This window comes from Streptomyces sp. NPDC087845, assembly GCF_044742755.1.
Classification (GTDB): Bacteria; Actinomycetota; Actinomycetes; order Streptomycetales; family Streptomycetaceae; genus Streptomyces.
Window position 1 is genome coordinate 103,017 of record NZ_JBIUVC010000011.1, and the last position, 15,655, is coordinate 118,671.

At 72.7% G+C, this 15,655-nt stretch carries 15 protein-coding genes; 2 read left to right on the forward strand and 13 right to left on the reverse strand.

Going from position 1 to position 15,655, the window contains the following annotated elements; all coding sequences use genetic code 11:
* Positions 1-612: 612 nt before the first annotated feature.
* The 12 genes from ACIOMQ_RS27060 to ACIOMQ_RS27115 form a co-directional block, all read right to left on the reverse strand.
* A complete protein-coding gene (locus tag ACIOMQ_RS27060; RefSeq protein WP_362205049.1) occupies positions 613-1,296 on the reverse strand; it encodes a class F sortase in 684 nt (227 codons plus the stop codon).
* 1 nt (position 1,297) lies between these two features.
* Positions 1,298-1,867: a hypothetical protein gene (locus ACIOMQ_RS27065; protein WP_362205052.1), complete on the reverse strand. Its 570-nt coding sequence runs from the start codon at positions 1,865-1,867 to the stop codon at positions 1,298-1,300.
* A 127-nt stretch (positions 1,868-1,994) separates the two neighbouring features.
* Positions 1,995-2,783, reverse strand: coding sequence for an HAD-IIA family hydrolase (locus tag ACIOMQ_RS27070; RefSeq protein WP_402190740.1), 789 nt, complete (start codon positions 2,781-2,783; stop codon positions 1,995-1,997).
* A gap of 230 nt (positions 2,784-3,013) precedes the next feature.
* Positions 3,014-4,075, reverse strand: coding sequence for a 2-aminoethylphosphonate ABC transporter substrate-binding protein (locus tag ACIOMQ_RS27075; protein WP_401756934.1), 1,062 nt, complete (start codon positions 4,073-4,075; stop codon positions 3,014-3,016).
* Between the two features lie 70 nt (positions 4,076-4,145).
* Complete coding sequence (locus ACIOMQ_RS27080; RefSeq protein WP_362205061.1) at positions 4,146-4,943, reverse strand: ABC transporter permease subunit; 798 nt, start codon at positions 4,941-4,943, stop codon at positions 4,146-4,148.
* Positions 4,930-5,793: a 2-aminoethylphosphonate ABC transporter permease subunit gene (locus ACIOMQ_RS27085; RefSeq protein WP_401756988.1), complete on the reverse strand. Its 864-nt coding sequence runs from the start codon at positions 5,791-5,793 to the stop codon at positions 4,930-4,932. Before ACIOMQ_RS27085 ends, ACIOMQ_RS27080 begins: the two co-directional genes overlap by 14 nt.
* Positions 5,794-5,881: 88 nt before the next feature.
* Entirely contained in the window at positions 5,882-6,982 is a 1,101-nt protein-coding gene (locus ACIOMQ_RS27090; RefSeq protein WP_401756932.1) for an ABC transporter ATP-binding protein, read from the reverse strand.
* Positions 6,979-7,686: a phosphonatase-like hydrolase gene (locus tag ACIOMQ_RS27095; protein ID WP_362205067.1), complete on the reverse strand. Its 708-nt coding sequence runs from the start codon at positions 7,684-7,686 to the stop codon at positions 6,979-6,981. Before ACIOMQ_RS27095 ends, ACIOMQ_RS27090 begins: the two co-directional genes overlap by 4 nt.
* On the reverse strand, positions 7,683-8,807 hold the full coding sequence (locus ACIOMQ_RS27100; protein ID WP_401756986.1) for a TIGR03364 family FAD-dependent oxidoreductase: 1,125 nt from the start codon (positions 8,805-8,807) through the stop codon (positions 7,683-7,685). Before ACIOMQ_RS27100 ends, ACIOMQ_RS27095 begins: the two co-directional genes overlap by 4 nt.
* A 286-nt stretch (positions 8,808-9,093) precedes the next feature.
* Entirely contained in the window at positions 9,094-9,870 is a 777-nt protein-coding gene (locus ACIOMQ_RS27105) for a GntR family transcriptional regulator (protein ID WP_362205073.1), read from the reverse strand.
* A gap of 45 nt (positions 9,871-9,915) precedes the next feature.
* Complete coding sequence (locus ACIOMQ_RS27110; RefSeq protein ID WP_401756930.1) at positions 9,916-11,166, reverse strand: hypothetical protein; 1,251 nt, start codon at positions 11,164-11,166, stop codon at positions 9,916-9,918.
* A gap of 646 nt (positions 11,167-11,812) precedes the next feature.
* Positions 11,813-12,946, reverse strand: coding sequence for an ROK family protein (locus tag ACIOMQ_RS27115; RefSeq protein WP_401756928.1), 1,134 nt, complete (start codon positions 12,944-12,946; stop codon positions 11,813-11,815).
* A 56-nt stretch (positions 12,947-13,002) separates the two neighbouring features.
* Here ACIOMQ_RS27115 and ACIOMQ_RS27120 point away from each other — a divergent pair, with 56 nt between their 5' ends.
* Together ACIOMQ_RS27120 and ACIOMQ_RS27125 are read left to right on the forward strand one after the other, a co-directional pair.
* Positions 13,003-14,145: a Gfo/Idh/MocA family oxidoreductase gene (locus ACIOMQ_RS27120; protein ID WP_401756927.1), complete on the forward strand. Its 1,143-nt coding sequence runs from the start codon at positions 13,003-13,005 to the stop codon at positions 14,143-14,145.
* The gene (locus ACIOMQ_RS27125) at positions 14,142-14,621 is read left to right on the forward strand and encodes a heme-degrading domain-containing protein (protein ID WP_362205085.1); all 480 of its coding nucleotides are present in this window, start codon (positions 14,142-14,144) and stop codon (positions 14,619-14,621) included. Before ACIOMQ_RS27120 ends, ACIOMQ_RS27125 begins: the two co-directional genes overlap by 4 nt.
* Positions 14,622-14,779: 158 nt before the next feature.
* Here ACIOMQ_RS27125 and ACIOMQ_RS27130 read toward each other — a convergent pair whose 3' ends face one another.
* On the reverse strand, positions 14,780-15,640 hold the full coding sequence (locus tag ACIOMQ_RS27130) for a fumarylacetoacetate hydrolase family protein (protein WP_362205087.1): 861 nt from the start codon (positions 15,638-15,640) through the stop codon (positions 14,780-14,782).
* Positions 15,641-15,655: the final 15 nt, after the last annotated feature.

The window sequence follows — 15,655 nt, forward strand, 5'->3', positions numbered from 1 at the left end:
CTGCGCTCAGGACCGGGATCGGGCAGCCCGCCCGGGGGGATCGGCGCCAACCACGCTGATGCGGCTTGCAGTTGAGGGTGCACAGGGGGCGGGGGCGGGGGAAGTTCCGGTTGTCCGCTGCGCGGGGCACGCCGTGGAGTCGTCCGCAACGAGCGACGTGTTCACGACGGCGCGGGAACCGAGGATCACCGAGGCGCGGCCGATGCGGCTCGGCGCGGTCATCCATGTCACGGACACCGGTCGGCGGTCGATGGCCGGTGGCGCCGGGCCTGAGACAGACGGCAGACGGCAGACGGCAGACGGGATCGCAGGGAAAGGATCACAGGGACGGGACCGCGGAGACGGTTCCGGGGAACCGGGCGTTGGTCCCGTCAGGGCGGTACATGCTGTTCGTCACGGACGACAGGGGGAAGCCGTCCGAGGTGCTTGCCGCCGGCCTCCACCGAGAGCCGCTCGCCGTAGTCCGTACTGACCGCCGTGGTCCGTACTGACCGCCGTGGTCCGTGCTGACCGCCGCAGCCCGGAAGTTGGAGACGTCGACGGCGAAGCCGCCGGCCGCTCCCCCTGGGGAGGGCAGCGGCCGGTGGAACGGGAGACCGGGGGTCGCGGGCGTCAGGCCCGGCCGCCGCCCCCTGACCTCTCGCCGGTCAGATAGGCCGAGACGACCACATTCGCGTCGTACGAGTGCGAGGCCCGGTCGTAGGTGCCGCCGCAGGTGATCAGGCGGAGTTCGGCGCGGCCGTTCTTGCGCGGGCCGTAGGCCTTGTCGGCGTTGAAGCGTTCCCGGGTGAAGACCTGGACGTCGTCGACGGTGAATTCGGCGACCGTGCCGTCCGCGCGGGTCACCTCGACCTTGGCGCCGGGGCGGGCCGCGCTCAGTCCGTAGAAGACGGCCGGCTTGGTCTCGGTGTCGACGTGGCCGACGAAGAGGGCGGGGCCCTTCGCGCCGGGCTCGGTGCCGTTGCCGTACCAGCCGACGGTCTGGGGTGTGTCGAACGGCGGCGGTTCGATCGCCCCGTCCTCGTCCAGGCCACGGGCGACCACGGGGGCCTCGACGCCGATGGACGGGATCTCGACCCGCTTCGGCATCGCACCCTCGATCGGGTCGTGCGGCGGGGGCAGCGGGACGCCGAGCGGGCGCCCGACCGCGGCGATGTCGCCGGTGGTCGGGGCGGAGCTGGCGCCGGAGCCGTCGGTGATGTCGCGGCCCCAGAGCCACAGGCCCGTCAGCAGGACGGCCCAGGTCACTCCGGTGAGCAGTCGGCCGTGGCCCTCGGGGCGGTCGCCGGCGGACACGTCAGTCCGAGGCCGGGCGGCGACGGCGCACGCGGCGGAACGCGACGGTGACGGCCGCGACGGCGGCCAGGGCCAGGCCGATCACCGCGTGCACGAGGCCGGGGCCGTCCTCCTGGACTTCCTTGTCGGTGAGGGCGGCGGTGCCCCCGCCGCCCGCGCGGACCGGCGCGAGGGGTGTGGCCTGGTCGCGGTCGGCGACGGTGACTGTGCCGGACGTTTCGGTGCCCTTGTCGTCCGTGCAGACGACACGGATCTTGTGTTCACCCGGGGAGGCGTCCGAGCTGATCCGGGCCTCCGCGAAGAGGCCCCCGTCCGCGGCGGGCGAGAAACGCGCCTCGGAGACGAAGACGTCGGAGGTGCCCTTGGCCTCCTTGCCCCCGCAGCTGTCCAGCCGCAGATCCACCTGGCCGCCGGGGGCCAGGGAGGGCGGGGACACCGAGAGGGCGGTGCGGGAGCCCGAGCCCGTCCCGCGGTCGGACCCGGTACCGGAGTCGGCCAGTGCCGCGGAAGCCGGCACCAGGGCCGCCGCGACGACCGCGACAGCACAGAACGTGAGCGGTATGGAACGCATCGTGAACCTCCTGAGGGAAGGTTCCCGCCTGCTCCGGCTTTTCGCATCCGCAGGAGCGCGGGGGCGGCCCGGCAAGAACCGCCCGGCCCCCTCTCCCCCCGGCCCTCGGACCGGTGCCCTGCCGGGCTCAGGCCACGTCGATGAGGTCGACCAGGTCGGCGATGGAATCGACGACCGTGGACGGCCGGAAGGGGTACTTGTCGATGTCGGCGACGGTGGTGAGCCCGGTGAGGACCAGGAACGTCTGCATCCCCGCCTCCAGCCCGGCCAGTACGTCGGTGTCCATCCGGTCGCCGATCATGGCGCTGGACTCGGAGTGGGCGCCGATCGCGTTGAGCCCGGTGCGCATCATCAGCGGGTTGGGCTTGCCCGCGAAGTACGGGGCCTTGCCGGTGGCCTTGGTGATCAGCGCGGCGACGGACCCGGTGGCGGGCAGCGGGCCCTCGGCGGACGGGCCGGTCTCGTCCGGGTTGGTGCAGATGAAGCGGGCGCCGCCGTTGATCAGCCGGATCGCCTTGGTGAGCGCCTCGAAGCTGTACGTACGGGTCTCGCCGAGGACCACGTAGTCGGGCTCGTGGTCGGTGAGGACGTAGCCGATGTCGTGCAGGGCGGTGGTGAGTCCGGCCTCGCCGATGACGTACGCCGTGCCGCCGGGCCGCTGGTCGTCCAGGAACTGGGCGGTGGCCAGGGCGGAGGTCCAGATGTTCTCCACGGGCACGTCGAGGCCCATGCGGTCGAGGCGGGCGTGCAGGTCGCGGGCGGTGTAGATCGAGTTGTTCGTGAGGACCAGGAAGGGCATTCCCGAGTCCCGCAGCCGCTTGATGAAGGCATCCGCCCCGGGGATCGGGGTCCCCTCGTGAATCAGGACTCCGTCCATGTCGGTGAGCAAGGATGAGATCGGCTTGCGCTCTGCCATGTGGGACTCCTGCCGTACGCCGTGTGCGGGGACGCCGGCGGCACCGCGTTGTGCAGCGCCGACGCCCCCGATTTTAGGCCGTCCGTTCGACCTGCGGTCACAGCCGGACGCCCGAGCGGGCAAGGAGGCTCGGACCAGACCCGTTACCCGTCCGCGATGATCCACGGGAGGCTCGTCCGCGCCGGTCACCGGGCGGCGGACTCTGTGCGGCGGGCGTCTGCGGGCTGGCGTCAGCTGCCGGTGGCCGACTTCCAGGCCTGGACGTACGTGTCCAGCTGGGTGCCGATGTCCGACCAGTCGGGCGTGAAGACCTCGACGCCGTCCATCAGCCCGGCCAGCGCGACGGCGTTGGCGTCGGTGGCCTCGACGTCCTTGCGGGCGGGGAAGCCGCCGCCGACCGCGCTGACGTCCTTCTGGGCCTGCTCGGAGAGCATGAAGTCGAGCAGCTTCTTGCCGTTGGCGCTGTGCGGGGCCTTGTCGACCAGGCCGGCCGCGTACGGCAGGGCGAAGGTGGTGGGCTTGCCGCCCTCCTTCGCGGGGAACCAGATGCCGAGGTTCGGCATGTCCTTGGACTGCGCGTAGTTCATCTGGACGTCGCCGTTGGCCGCGAGCAGTTCGCCCTTGTCGACCTTGGGGGCGAGCTTGCCGGTGGAGGCGGACGGGCCGACGTTGTTGGCCTGGAGCTTCTTCAGGTACGCCATCGCCGGCTCCTTGCCGCCGAAGTCGTGCATGGCCTTGATGAGGACGGCCGTGCCGTCACCGGCGACTCCGGGGGTGGAGTACTGGATCTTGTTCTTGAACTTTCCGTCGAGCAGTTCTTCCCAGGTGGTGGGCGCCGACTTCAGCTCCTTCTTGTTGTAGATGAACCCGAAGTAGTTGTTGACGACCGAGGTCCACTTGGAGTCGGACGCCTTGTCGGCGCCGTCGACCTGGTCGGACCCGGCCGGGGCGTACGCGGTCAGGAGGCCCTTGCTGTCGGCCTGCTGGATGAACGGGGGCAGGGTGACCAGCACATCGGCCTGGGTGTTGGACTTCTCGCGGACGGCGCGCTGCACCATCTCGCCGGAGCCGCCCTCCACGTACTTGACCTTGATGCCGGTCTTCTTCTCGAAGTCCTTGAACACCTTGTCGTACCAGCCGTCGCCGTTCTCGCCCTTGAGGCCGTCGGCGCTGTAGACGGTGACGGCCTTCTCGTCGGAGGCGGCCGAGGAGCCGCCGCAGGCGGAGAGGGTGGCGGCGAGGGCGAGGCAGCCGGTGACGGCGGCTATGGGCCTGAGGTGGTTCTTGCGCATGGCAGTCGTATCTCCAGGATGTCGGCCGGAAGCCGGCCGGAGTCGGTACGGGGGGCGGGGCATCGGCGGGTCAGCGGAACGACGCCCTGGTGCGGATGCGGGCGACACCGAGCAGCACGAGCAGCGTCGTTCCCATCAGGACCACGGCGACGGCCGCTCCGGTGAACAGCGAGCCGCGGTCGGTGGCCGCGAAGATCTGCACCGGGAGCGGCGTCCAGTCCGGCGGGTAGAGCATCATCGTGGCGCTCAACTCACCCATGGACAGCGCGAAGCAGAGCCCTGCGGCCGCTGTGAGGGCGGGCAGCAGGAGCGGCAGCCTGATGCGCCACAGGACGTACGCGGGCCGGGCGCCGAGACTGGCCGCCGCCTGTTCGTACATCGGGTCGAGACGCACTATTGCTGCCGAAACCGACGAATAGGCAAACGCGGTGACAAGAATCGTGTGCGCCAGGATCACGATCCAGCGCGTCCCGTTCAGCAGCATCGGCGGTCTGCTGAACGCGACGAGCACGGCGAGGCCCACGACGACGGACGGCACGGCGACCGGCAGCATGAACAGCGCGTCGAGGAGCCTTCTGCCGCGCCTGCGCAGCGAGGCGGCGGCGAGCGCGGCCCAGGTGCCGATGGTGAGGGCCAGCAGACTGGCGCTGACGGCCGTGATCAGGCTGGTGGTCAGGGCCTGGAGGGAGTCACCGCCGGTCGCGGCCGCGTAGTGCCCGGTGGTCGGCCCCGAGGGGAAGGCGCCGGACCAGTTGGTGGTGAACGACGCGGCGAGGATGACCAGCAGCGGCACCGCGAACAGCGGGACGAAGAGCACGAAGAACACGGACCAGGCGGCCCACTTCCCCGTACGGCTATGCACCAACACGGCGGCTCACCATCCGATACAGGCTGTAGAGGCCCACGGAGATCGCGACGTTGACGACGGCGACGACGCAGGCCGCCGGGTAGTCGGACTCCAGGATCGCCTTGCTGTAGACGAGCATCGGCAGGGTCGTGACCCCTTTCGCGCCGGTGAACAGCACGATGCCGAACTCGTTGAGGCACATCACGAGGACGAGGCTGCCGCCCGCGGCGAGCGCGGGAAGCGCCTCGGGGAGGATCACCTGCCGCACGATCCGGACCGGCTTCGCGCCCAGCGAGGACGCCACCTCCAGCTGCGCGGTGTCGAGCTGCGAGAACGCGGCGAGCAGCGGGCGCATCACGAACGGGGTGAAGTACGTGATCTCGGCGAGCAGCACGCCCCATGGGGTGGTGAGGAAGTCGAAGGGGCCGCTCGACGCCCCGGTGACGTCCGTCCAGAGGCCGTTGGCCAGGCCGGTGTTGCCGTAGACGAACAGCAGGGCGAGCGTGATCAGGAACGACGGGAAGGAGAGGAAGACGTCGATGAACTTGGCGACCGCCCTGCCGCCGGGGAACGGCACGAACGCGATGACCATGGCCAGGACGAAGCCCAGCACCAGACATCCGGCCGTGGAGCCGGCCGCCAGCCAGACGGTGGTCGTCAGCGCGGAGCGGAAGGACTCGGAGGCGAACACGTCGCCGTACGGGGCGAGCGAGGTGCCGCCCTCGTCGGGGCTGACGGACTGCTGGACGACGAGGGCCAGCGGGTAGAGGAAGACGAGCGCGAGCACGGCCACCGGCGGCAGCGCCCAGACGAAGCGCGGGACGCGCCGGCCCTCGCGGGCCGCGGTCTGCGGGCCGGCCGCCGGGGGCATCGCCGCGGAGGGGTCCGGCCCCTCGCCCCCGGTGCGCTGCCGCGGGGCCGCGGCCGTCCTGATGCCCGGAGTGACGGGGTGCGCGGCGCTAGCCATCGGCCCCTCCTCCGGCTCCCGGTGCCGTGCCCGCGGGCAGCAGTACCGCGTCCTCCGCCGCGAAGTGCAGCGTGACCCGGTCGCCGAGCGCGGGCGTCTCGCGCAGTTCGCGCAGGTCCGCCTTGACCCGGTGCCCGTCGATGTCGACGTACAGCCGGTGCGTGGAGCCCCGCCACTGGACCTCGGTGATGGTGCCGCTCAGCGCGTTGGGCCCGTCGCCGAGCCCGACGAGGTGGGGCCGGACGCAGAGGGTGGCGGTGGCACCGCCGGCCGCCTCACCGGTCGGTACGCCGAGTGCGCGCCCCGCGAAGTCGACGGTGTCGGTGGTGCCGGCGACGGTGACCGGCAGCAGGTTCGCGTTGCCGACGAACGACGCGGTGAACTCCGTGCGCGGACGCCGGTACAGGTCCTGCGGGGTGCCGCAGTCCTGCAGGCGCGCCTTGTCCATGACGGCGATCCGGTCGGCGAGGGTGAGCGCCTCGACCTGGTCGTGGGTGACGTACAGGATGGAGACGTCCGGCAACTCCCGGTGCAGCCGCGCCAGTTCGGCGAGCATTCCGGAGCGCAGCTGGGCGTCGAGCGCGGAGAGCGGTTCGTCGAGCAGGAGGACGCCGGGGCGGACGGCGAGCGCGCGGGCGATGGCGACGCGCTGCTGCTGACCGCCGGAGAGTTCACGCGGATAGCGCTTGGCGTAGGCGGCCATGCCGACGAGTTCGAGGGCCTCGGCGACCCGCGCGGGGATCTCCGCCTTGGCCGCCCTGCGGGCCTTGAGTCCGAAGGCGACGTTGTCCTGGACCCGCAGGTGCGGGAAGAGGGCGTACTGCTGGACGACCATGCCGATGCCGCGCTTGTGCGGCGGCAGCCCGGTGACGTCGCGGTCGCCGAGGTAGACCCGGCCCGAGGCGGGCCGGACGAATCCGGCGACGGCCCGCAGGGCGGTGGTCTTGCCGGACCCGGAGGGCCCGAGCAGTGCCATGACCTCGCCGGGTTCGACGGTCAGATCGAGCCGGTCGAGGACGGTGTTCCCGCCGTACGCGACGCTGACCTGGTCGAACCTGATGCCGCTGCGGACGGCCTCGGCCGTGCCCGTCATGCCTCTGCCCGCGCGATCAGATCCGGGAGTTCGGCGACCGAGCCGAGGACGTGCGTGGCGCCGTGGCGGGTCAGCTGGTCCTTGTCGTGGGCGCCGGTGAGGACGCCCGCGACGAGTCCGGCGCCTGAGCGCACACCGCTGAGCATGTCGTACGAGGTGTCGCCGGCGACGACGGTCTGCCGGACGCCGTCGACGGCGCCGGTGCGCAGGAACGCGGCAAGCACCATGTCGGGGTAGGGGCGGCCGCGGCCGCCCGCGTCGGCCGGGCAGAGGGTCAGGGCGACCAGGTCCTGCCAGCCGAGCGCGGCCAGGATGGCGTCCTGGGTGATGCGGGCGAAGCCGGTGGACAGGACCACGGTCCGGCCCTCGGACACAAGCCGCTCGATGGCCTCGCGGGCGCCGGGGATCGGCGCGATACGGCCGCCGTCGACCAGTTCCCCGTACGCCTCCTCGAAGGCGGCGTTGGCCTGCTGGGCGCGGTCCTCGTCGCCGAAGAGGTGGCGGAAGACGGAGATCTTGGACTCGCCCATGGTGGCGCGTACGTAGTCGAGCTTCTCGGCGTGGTCGGCGGAGCCGGGCCGCACACCGAGGCGTTCGGCCGCGGCGGAGAATGCCTGCTCGACGAGGCCGCCGTCGGCGACGGTGGTGCCGGCCATGTCGAGGACGATCAGATTGAGGGGGTTGTGCGGGGTCAACTTCTTCACCAGCCCAGTTCGTTTGCGGTCGTTTCGGCGATGGCGGGCGAGCAGGTCATGCCGCGGCCGCCCGGCCCGGTGACCAGCCAGACGCCGTCCCGCACCTGCTGGCGGTGGACGACCCGGCTGGTGTCGGTGCACTGGGCGTAGACCCCGGCCCAGCGGTGGCGGATCCTCGGCAGCGGGCGGCCGAGGAAGGCTTCGACGACCCCGGTGAGGTGCTCGTACGGCTCCTCGACGGTGTCGAAGGAGAAGGGGTGCTCGTACTCGTGGGTGTCGCCGATGGTCAGTCCGCCGTCGCGCCGCTGCACCATCAGGAGCTGCATCTTGTGCTGGGCGGCGGTGGGCGCCTGCGCCTGCTCGGCGTCGAGCGTGTCCAATGCCTCGCTCCGGTACGCCGGGTAGTAGCGGAAGCTGTCGGCGTCGGCGACGGAGGTGGTGAGCGGCTCGCCGAGCGGATCGGTCTGCATCATCTGGAGGCGGACGCGGCGCACGGGCAGATCGGGGCCGGCCAGTTCGCGGACGAGCCCGCCGAGCCAGGCGCCGGTGGCCAGGATCACGGTGTCACCGGTGTGCACATCGCCGTGGTCGTCGCGGACGGAGGCGGTGCCCACCACCTCGCGGACCTCGCGCCCGCCGAGGTAGGTGTACCGCCCGGACTTCGACAGCTCCTGCTTCAGCGCGAGCTGGGCGGTGCGGGGCTCGACCGCCGCGTCCCGCTCGCACCGCAGGGCCGCGGCGAAGTCGCCGCGCAGCGCGGGGTTGACCGCGCGGGCCTCGTCGGCGGTGAGCAGCTCGTAGCCGCGGGCCGCCGCGTCGGGGCGGGCGACGGCCGCCTCGGCGACGGCGAACTCCAGCTCGGTGCGGAGCGGGGTCAGCGAGCCGCAGGGCCGGAAGCCGAGGCCGGGAACCCGGCTCCCGATGCCCTCCCACAGCTCACGGGCGCGCAGCGCGGTCTCCAACTCCTCGCCACCGGCCCTGCCGCTGACCCATATCTGTCCGAAATTGCGGAGCGATGCCCCGCGTGCCTCGCTCTCGCGCTCGATCTGTACGACCTCGTGGCCGCGGTTCACTGCGTGCCAGGCGTGCATGGTTCCCACCACGCCGGCTCCTACGACGATGACTCTCACGCCGGTCACGCTCCTCGGGGCCGGTGTCCCGTACGGATCGATACGGCGACGGGAGGGTGAACTGGGCCCCAAACTTGGCCTAGACCCGTTACCTTCTCGTTATCTTGATGAGGTGGGCGGCTCCCCGGAGATCTCTGCGCCGCCACCGCCGGGGCCGCACTCCCGGACGGTCCCGCCACCGATGGTTCCGCCACCGTCCGGACGCGCACGGCCCCCGGCTGCCCGCATCAGGCCGTGGCACCGGCCACCCGGTCAGGAGCCCTGTCGGTGTCAGGAGCCGTGTCCGTCAGGAGCCCTGTCCGTCCTGCGCGCCCAGGTGCGTGGTGAAGGAGAACCTGTCCCCGCGGAAGAGAGTGCGTACGCGCTCCAGCGGCTTCCCGTCCGTATCGCGCGAGATCCGGTGGATCAGCAGCATGGGCAGCGCGGGCGGCGTACCGATGAGCAGCGCCTCGCGCGGAGTCGCGAGCACGGTCTCGATCCGCTCGTCCGCGTCGCCGAAGGGGATCCCGAGCCGGTCGCGCAGGTGGGCGTAGAAGGACGAGTCGGGGTCGAACTCCGTGTCCAGGTGCGGTACGCGGGCGACGGAGACGTACGTGCTCTCCAGGCCGACCCGGTCGTCGTCGGCGAGCAGCACGCGCTCCAGGTGCCAGACCGGCTCGCCGGGCTCCGCCCCGATGTCGGCGGCCAGCGCCTCGGGGCAGGGAAACCGTTCCAGGCCGATGAGGTGACGGCCGGGGGTGCGGCCCTGACGGCGTACGCCCTCCGTGTAGCTCGCCAGCGAGAGCGGCTGCTCCAGCTTGGGGCCCGCGACGACGGTGCCGCGCCCCTGCCGGGCGAGCCGCCCCTCCAGCAGGAGTTCGCGCAGCGCCTGGCGCACCGTCTCGCGCGAGACTTCGTAGCGCTCGGCGAGATCGCGTTCGGTGGGCAGCATGCCCCCTTCGCCCAACTCCTCTATGAGGAGGGAGACATGAGCCTTGACGGCGTAGTACTTGGGGATGCGGCCGTGCTCCGGGATGCCGGAACGGATGGGTGCGCCAGGTGTCTGGCCGTGCGGGTAGTCCACGGCCCGATGGTGGCAGACGGACATGAACACGGGTGAACGCGCGGTTCAGTGGCGGGGCCGGGGGCGGGCGCGGCGCATGCGGCGGGACCGGATCACCAGGGCCCCGCCCCCGATCAGGAACCCGGCGACGGTGATGCCGGGGTACGGAGGGACGGCCGGGCCGGTGCGGGCCAGTTCGGGGACACCGCTCTCCGCCGGACTCCGGCCGGGGGCGACCGGCCGCGGGGCGATTCCGGTGCCGGGGACCTCACCGGTCCCGCCGATGTCTCCCGTCCTGCTGATGTCTCCCGTCCTGCTGCCGATATCTCCTCTCCCGCTGACGTCTCCCGTCCCGCCGATGTCTCCGCTCCCGCCGGTGTCTCCCGTCCCGCCGATGTCTCCTCTCCCGCCGGTGTCTCCTCTCCCGCCGATGTCTCCCGTCCCGCCGGTGTCCCCTCTCCCGCCGATGTCTCCCGTCCTGCTGCCGATGTCTCCGGTGTCTCCGGTCTCCTCGGGGTCCGCGGCACCTTCGGTGTCTCCCGTCCCGGCCGTCTCGTCGCTGTCGCCGCCCTCGACGACGGTGAACGGGTAGGCGTCGGACTCGCCGACCCACGCCCCGTCGTCCTTCCCGGCCCCGCCGCTCGCCACGTGCTGCCGCTGGACGATCGCCGCGTTGGCGGTGATCCGGCCCGGGGCCGTGTCGGAGGTGAACGCCATCCGGACCTGGACGGTGACGGTGCGGCCCGCGGGGACGGTGAAACCGGCGAAGTCGTCGGCGCCGTCGCCGCCGAAGACGCCGATGTGTTCGTCCTGGTCGGTGGTCTCCCAGGCGACGCGGTGCTCCACATCGGGACGGGACGGCTCGGCGAACTCCAGCTGGATCTGGTCGGCGGTCAGCTTCCGGCCCTCGTCGGTGAGGACCAGGACCGGGTGGATGGCCCGGCACGACTCGGTGGTGGTGTTGGTCAGGTCCAGGAACCAGGTTCCGTAGCCGCCGCCCGGTGCGTAGGTGTCCGGGCCACCGCGGATGCGGGTCCTGATCGGGAAGTCGTTCGCCTCCGGATCACCGCAGGCGGGCTGCTGATCGGCGGTGGTGGAGTCCGGCTTCGAGACGGGGGCGGCCGACTGCGCGGCGGAGGCGGCCGCGGCGGAAGCGCCGCCGAGGACCGCGGGGACCATGCTCGCCGCCGCCAGCCCGAGCGCGAGCCCGTGCCGCGTCCGGCCGGGCAGCGGGGACCAGGACGGGTGCGGCGCGGGAGGGAGGGCGGAGGCGAGGGACACGGGGATGGAGGCGGCGCTGGTCAGGGGGATGGACACGGGACTGGACGTGGGGATGGATGCGGGGAGGGGGGTCGAGCCGGGGCCGGAGGCGGGGCCGGGGCCGGAGCTGGAGCTGGACGCGGGGCCGGGGCCGGGGCCGGAGCTGGACGCGGGGGTTGCCGGTGCGGTGTCGGTCACGCGGGTCTGTCCGGGGTCGGGCAGGGGGGTGGATGCGGACGGCGTGGCGGACGGGGGTGGTTTCGGGGACATGCGGGGTCACCCTTCGCTGCTCGCGGAACGGTCGGCCGGGAGAGGATCGAAGACCTCGGCCGGACCGGGGAACAGCGGCCGGTGCGTACCACCACGAGGCGCGGGCGACGTGCGTGCCGGCCGCCGCGAGTCCGGCCGGGATCTTCAGCATCCGCCCAGCCCTGTGCGCCGGAGTTCACCGGCTCTGGGCCGCGAGGCTGTCACGCGGGCGCGAGGCGCCCGGCACGGACATGCCGGAAGGCCGCCCGGCCGGCGGCCCGGAACCGCTCGATCGGCTCAGTCGCGCGCCCCGTGTCCGGGTGGTCGGAGGTAGCCGGTGCCCGGGGGTGCCCGGGTGCTCGGGAAGCCGGGTGCTCGGGGGTGTCCGGGTGCTCGGGGGGGGCGGCCTCCGCCACCGGGCGGCCCCGCAACCGGACCCGCCCGCCCCGCCCGCTCAGCCCCCGTCCGCACCGCCGGCCCGCCCGAACAGCGGGGCCAGGACCAGCTGCGCGGCCCCCTCCGCGACCGGCCGGTCCCCGCCACCGGCGGCAATGACCGGCACCGCGTCGATGCCGCCCCGCCGGGCGCGCTCGCCGATCACGGCACGGACGCCTCGTACGTACGCGCCGGGATCGGCGGCGACGGTACGGCCGCCGAGCACCACCCGGTCGATGTCGAGCAGCCCGACGAGGTTGGCGGCGCCGGTCCCCAGGACCCGGGCCGCCTCCCCGACATCGCCGCGGGCGACGGCGGCGAGGCAGAGCACCTCGATGCAGCCGCGCCCCCCGCAGCCGCACACCGGTCCGTCCAGCTGGACGGTCTGGTGCCCGAACTCACCGGCCCCGGTACGGACCCCGCGGTGCAGCCCCCCGCCGAGGACCAGCCCGGCGCCGAGCCCCGTCCCGAGGTGCAGATACGCGAAGTCGCCCCCGGCCCCGGCGCGCAGGGCGAGCCCGAGGGCGGCGGCGTTGGTGTCCTTGTCGACGACGACGGGCAGCCCGGTCCGCGCGGCGAGCGCGTCCCGCAACGGATAGCCGTCCCACTGCGGGAACCCGGTGACACGGTGGAGCACTCCGCCCCGGTGATCGAGCGGCCCCGGTACCGCGACGCCGACCCCGAGCACCGGCCGGCCGACGGGTCGCGCCCCCTCGTCCCGTACGGACGGGACCGCGCCCCGTACAGCCGCGACCGCGTACGCCGCCGCCGCGACCACCTCGTCCGCCGGGGCGCCGAAGTCCAGCGGGGCGGTACGGCTCGCGGCGACCGTGCCGGCCAGATCGACCAGCACCACCGTCAGCTCGTCGCGGTCCAGGTGCAGGCCGACCGCGTGACCTGCGTCCGGCACCAGCCGCAGCACGGTGCGCGGCTTGCCCCCGGTGGAGGCCCGGTGGCCCGCCTCGGTCGCCAGGCCCTCGGCCCGCAGCCGGGCGGTGATCTTGCTGACGGCCTGCGGCGTGAGCCCCGTGCGCTCGGCGAGTTCGAGCCTGCTGATGCCGCGCCCGCCCGCCACCCGCAGCAGATCCAGCACCAGCGCCGCGTTGTGGCTGCGCAGTGTCGGCAGGTTGGCGCCGCTGTTACTCCTGTTCACCGCATCATTGTCCCTGTTGCTTGCACTTTGGCAACAGCGTTGCTTAAGTAACGGGCATGACCACTGGCAACGCGACCCATGACACGCCCGGACTGTCCGAGACCCCCCTGCGCGTCGCGCTCGTCGGCTACGGCCTGGCAGGTTCCGTCTTCCACGCGCCGCTGATCGCCGCGACCGAGGGCCTCGTCCTCGACACGGTCGTCACGGCGAACGAGGAGCGCCGGGCGCAGGCGCGCGCCGAGTTCCCCGGCGTGCGGTTCGCCGCCTCGCCGGAGGAGCTGTGGGGGCGCGCGGACGAACTCGATCTGATCGTGATCGCCTCGCCGAACAGGACCCATGTCCCGATCGCGACCGCCGCGATCCAGGCCGGTCTGCCGGTCGTCGTGGACAAGCCGGTCGCCGGTACGGCCGCCGAGGCGCGGGAGCTCGCGGCGCTCGCGCAGGAGCGCGGGCTGCTGCTCTCGGTGTTCCAGAACCGCCGCTGGGACAACGACTTCCTCACTCTCGCCCGGCTGGTCGCGGACGGCGAACTGGGGACCGTTCAGCGTTTCGAGTCCCGTTTCGAGCGGTGGCGCCCGCAGCTGAAGGGCGGCTGGCGCGAGTCGGGCGATCCGCAGGAGATCGGCGGGCTGCTCTTCGACCTGGGCAGCCATGTCGTCGACCAGGCGCTCGTCCTGTTCGGACCGGCAGTGCGGGTGTACGCGGAGTCGGACGCGCGCCGCCCCGGCGCGGCCGCCGACGACGACACGTTCCTCGCGATCACCCATGCCGGCGGAGTCCGCTCGCATCTGTACGTCAGCGCCACCACGGCCCAGCTCGGGCCGCGCTTCCGGGTGCTCGGCTCGACCGCCGGCTATGTGAAGTACGGCCTCGACCCGCAGGAGGCCGCCCTGCGCGCGGGCGCGCGCCCGACGACGGACGGGACCTGGGGCGAGGAGCCCGAGGAGCTGTGGGGCCGGATCGGCTCGGGCGAGTCCCCGCTGACGGGCGGCGGCGCCCCGGTCCGTACATCGCCGGGCGACTACCCCGCCTACTACGCGGCGGTCACCGACGCGCTGCGCGGAAAGGGCGACAATCCAGTGACCGCTCTCCAGGCCGCAGCGACCCTGGACGTACTGGAGGCCGCCCGCCGCTCGGCCCGCGAGGGAGCCACCGTGACCCTGCCCGCCTCCGCCGATACCGAGGAGCAGCCCGCATGAACCCCACCGCTCCGACCATCTCCGAACTCATCGCCCAGGAACGCCGGCTGACGCTGCCGCATTTCGGCTACGACGACGCGTACGCGCTCGGCGGCCTGCTCGTCTCGATGGCCCGGGAAAGACACGCCCCGATCGCGATCGACATCCGGCGCGGCGCACAGCAGCTGTTCCATGCCGCGCTACCGGGATCGAGCGCGGACAACGACGCCTGGATCGACCGCAAACGCAAGGTCGTGGAACGGTTCGGCGAGAGCTCGTACCTGGTCGGATCCCGATTCCGGGCGAAGGGCACGACGTTCGACGACGCCTCGCGCCTGGACCCGGACACCTACGCCGCGCACGGCGGCTCGTTCCCGATCGCGGTCGAGGGCGCGGGCGTCATCGGCTCGGTGACGGTCTCGGGCCTGCCCCAGGCGGAGGACCACGCCCTGGTGGTCGAGGCGCTGGAGCAGTTCGCGACGACGATCGGCGCGTGACGCGGAGGAGGGATGGGGCGCCGCTTACACAGCACCCCACCCCTCCGACCTTTAATCGGTTCTGACCACGCCGACACCGTCAAGCCCGTCGGGCGCCCGAGGACGGAGCGGCTCCCGGGCGCCCCGGACCGAACCGTCCTCCCTGCTCCCGCCGCCCGCTACGCGCCCTTCAGTTCCTGCCGCTGCCGCCCCAGCCCCGTGACCTCCAGCTCCACGACGTCCCCGGCCTTCAGGTACGGCTTGGGCTCGGGCTGCCCCAGCGCGACCCCGGCCGGGGTCCCGGTGTTGATCACATCGCCCGGGTAGAGCGTCATGAAGTGGCTGAGATACCGGACCACCTCGCCCACCGGGAAGATCTGGTCGGCCGTCGTGCCGTCCTGCTTCAGCTCGCCGTTGACCCAGAGCCTCAGCGGCAGCGCCTGCGGGTCGGCGATCTCGTCCGCCGTCACCAGCCACGGCCCCAGCGGGTTGAACGTCTCGCAGTTCTTGCCCTTGTCCCAGGTGCCGCCGCGTTCGATCTGGAACTCGCGCTCGGAGACGTCGTGCGCCGTCGCGTATCCGGCGACATGCGCGAGCCCCTCCTCGGCGGACTCCAGGTACCGGGCGGTGCGCCCGATGACGACCGCGAGCTCGACCTCCCAGTCGGTCTTGACGCTGCCACGCGGCACCAGCACCGTGTCGTCGGGCCCGACGACGGTGTCGGGTGCCTTGAAGAACAGGATCGGCTCGGCGGGGATCTGCGCACCGGTCTCGGTGGCGTGGTCGTGGTAGTTCAGCCCGATGCACACGATCTTGCCGATCCGGGCGAGCGGCGGACCGACCCGCAGCCCCTCGGCGGCGAGCTCGGGCAGCTCGCCGGGAGCGGCCGCGGCGGCCCGTACCCGGGCGAGCGCGGACGCGTCGGCGAGCAGCGCGCCGTCGATGTCGGTGACGATTCCCGACAGGTCACGCAGGGTTCCGTCCTCGTCCAGCAGCGCCGGTCGTTCCGCGCCGGCCGTACCCACACGAAGCAGCTTCAACGGTCTTTCTCCCCT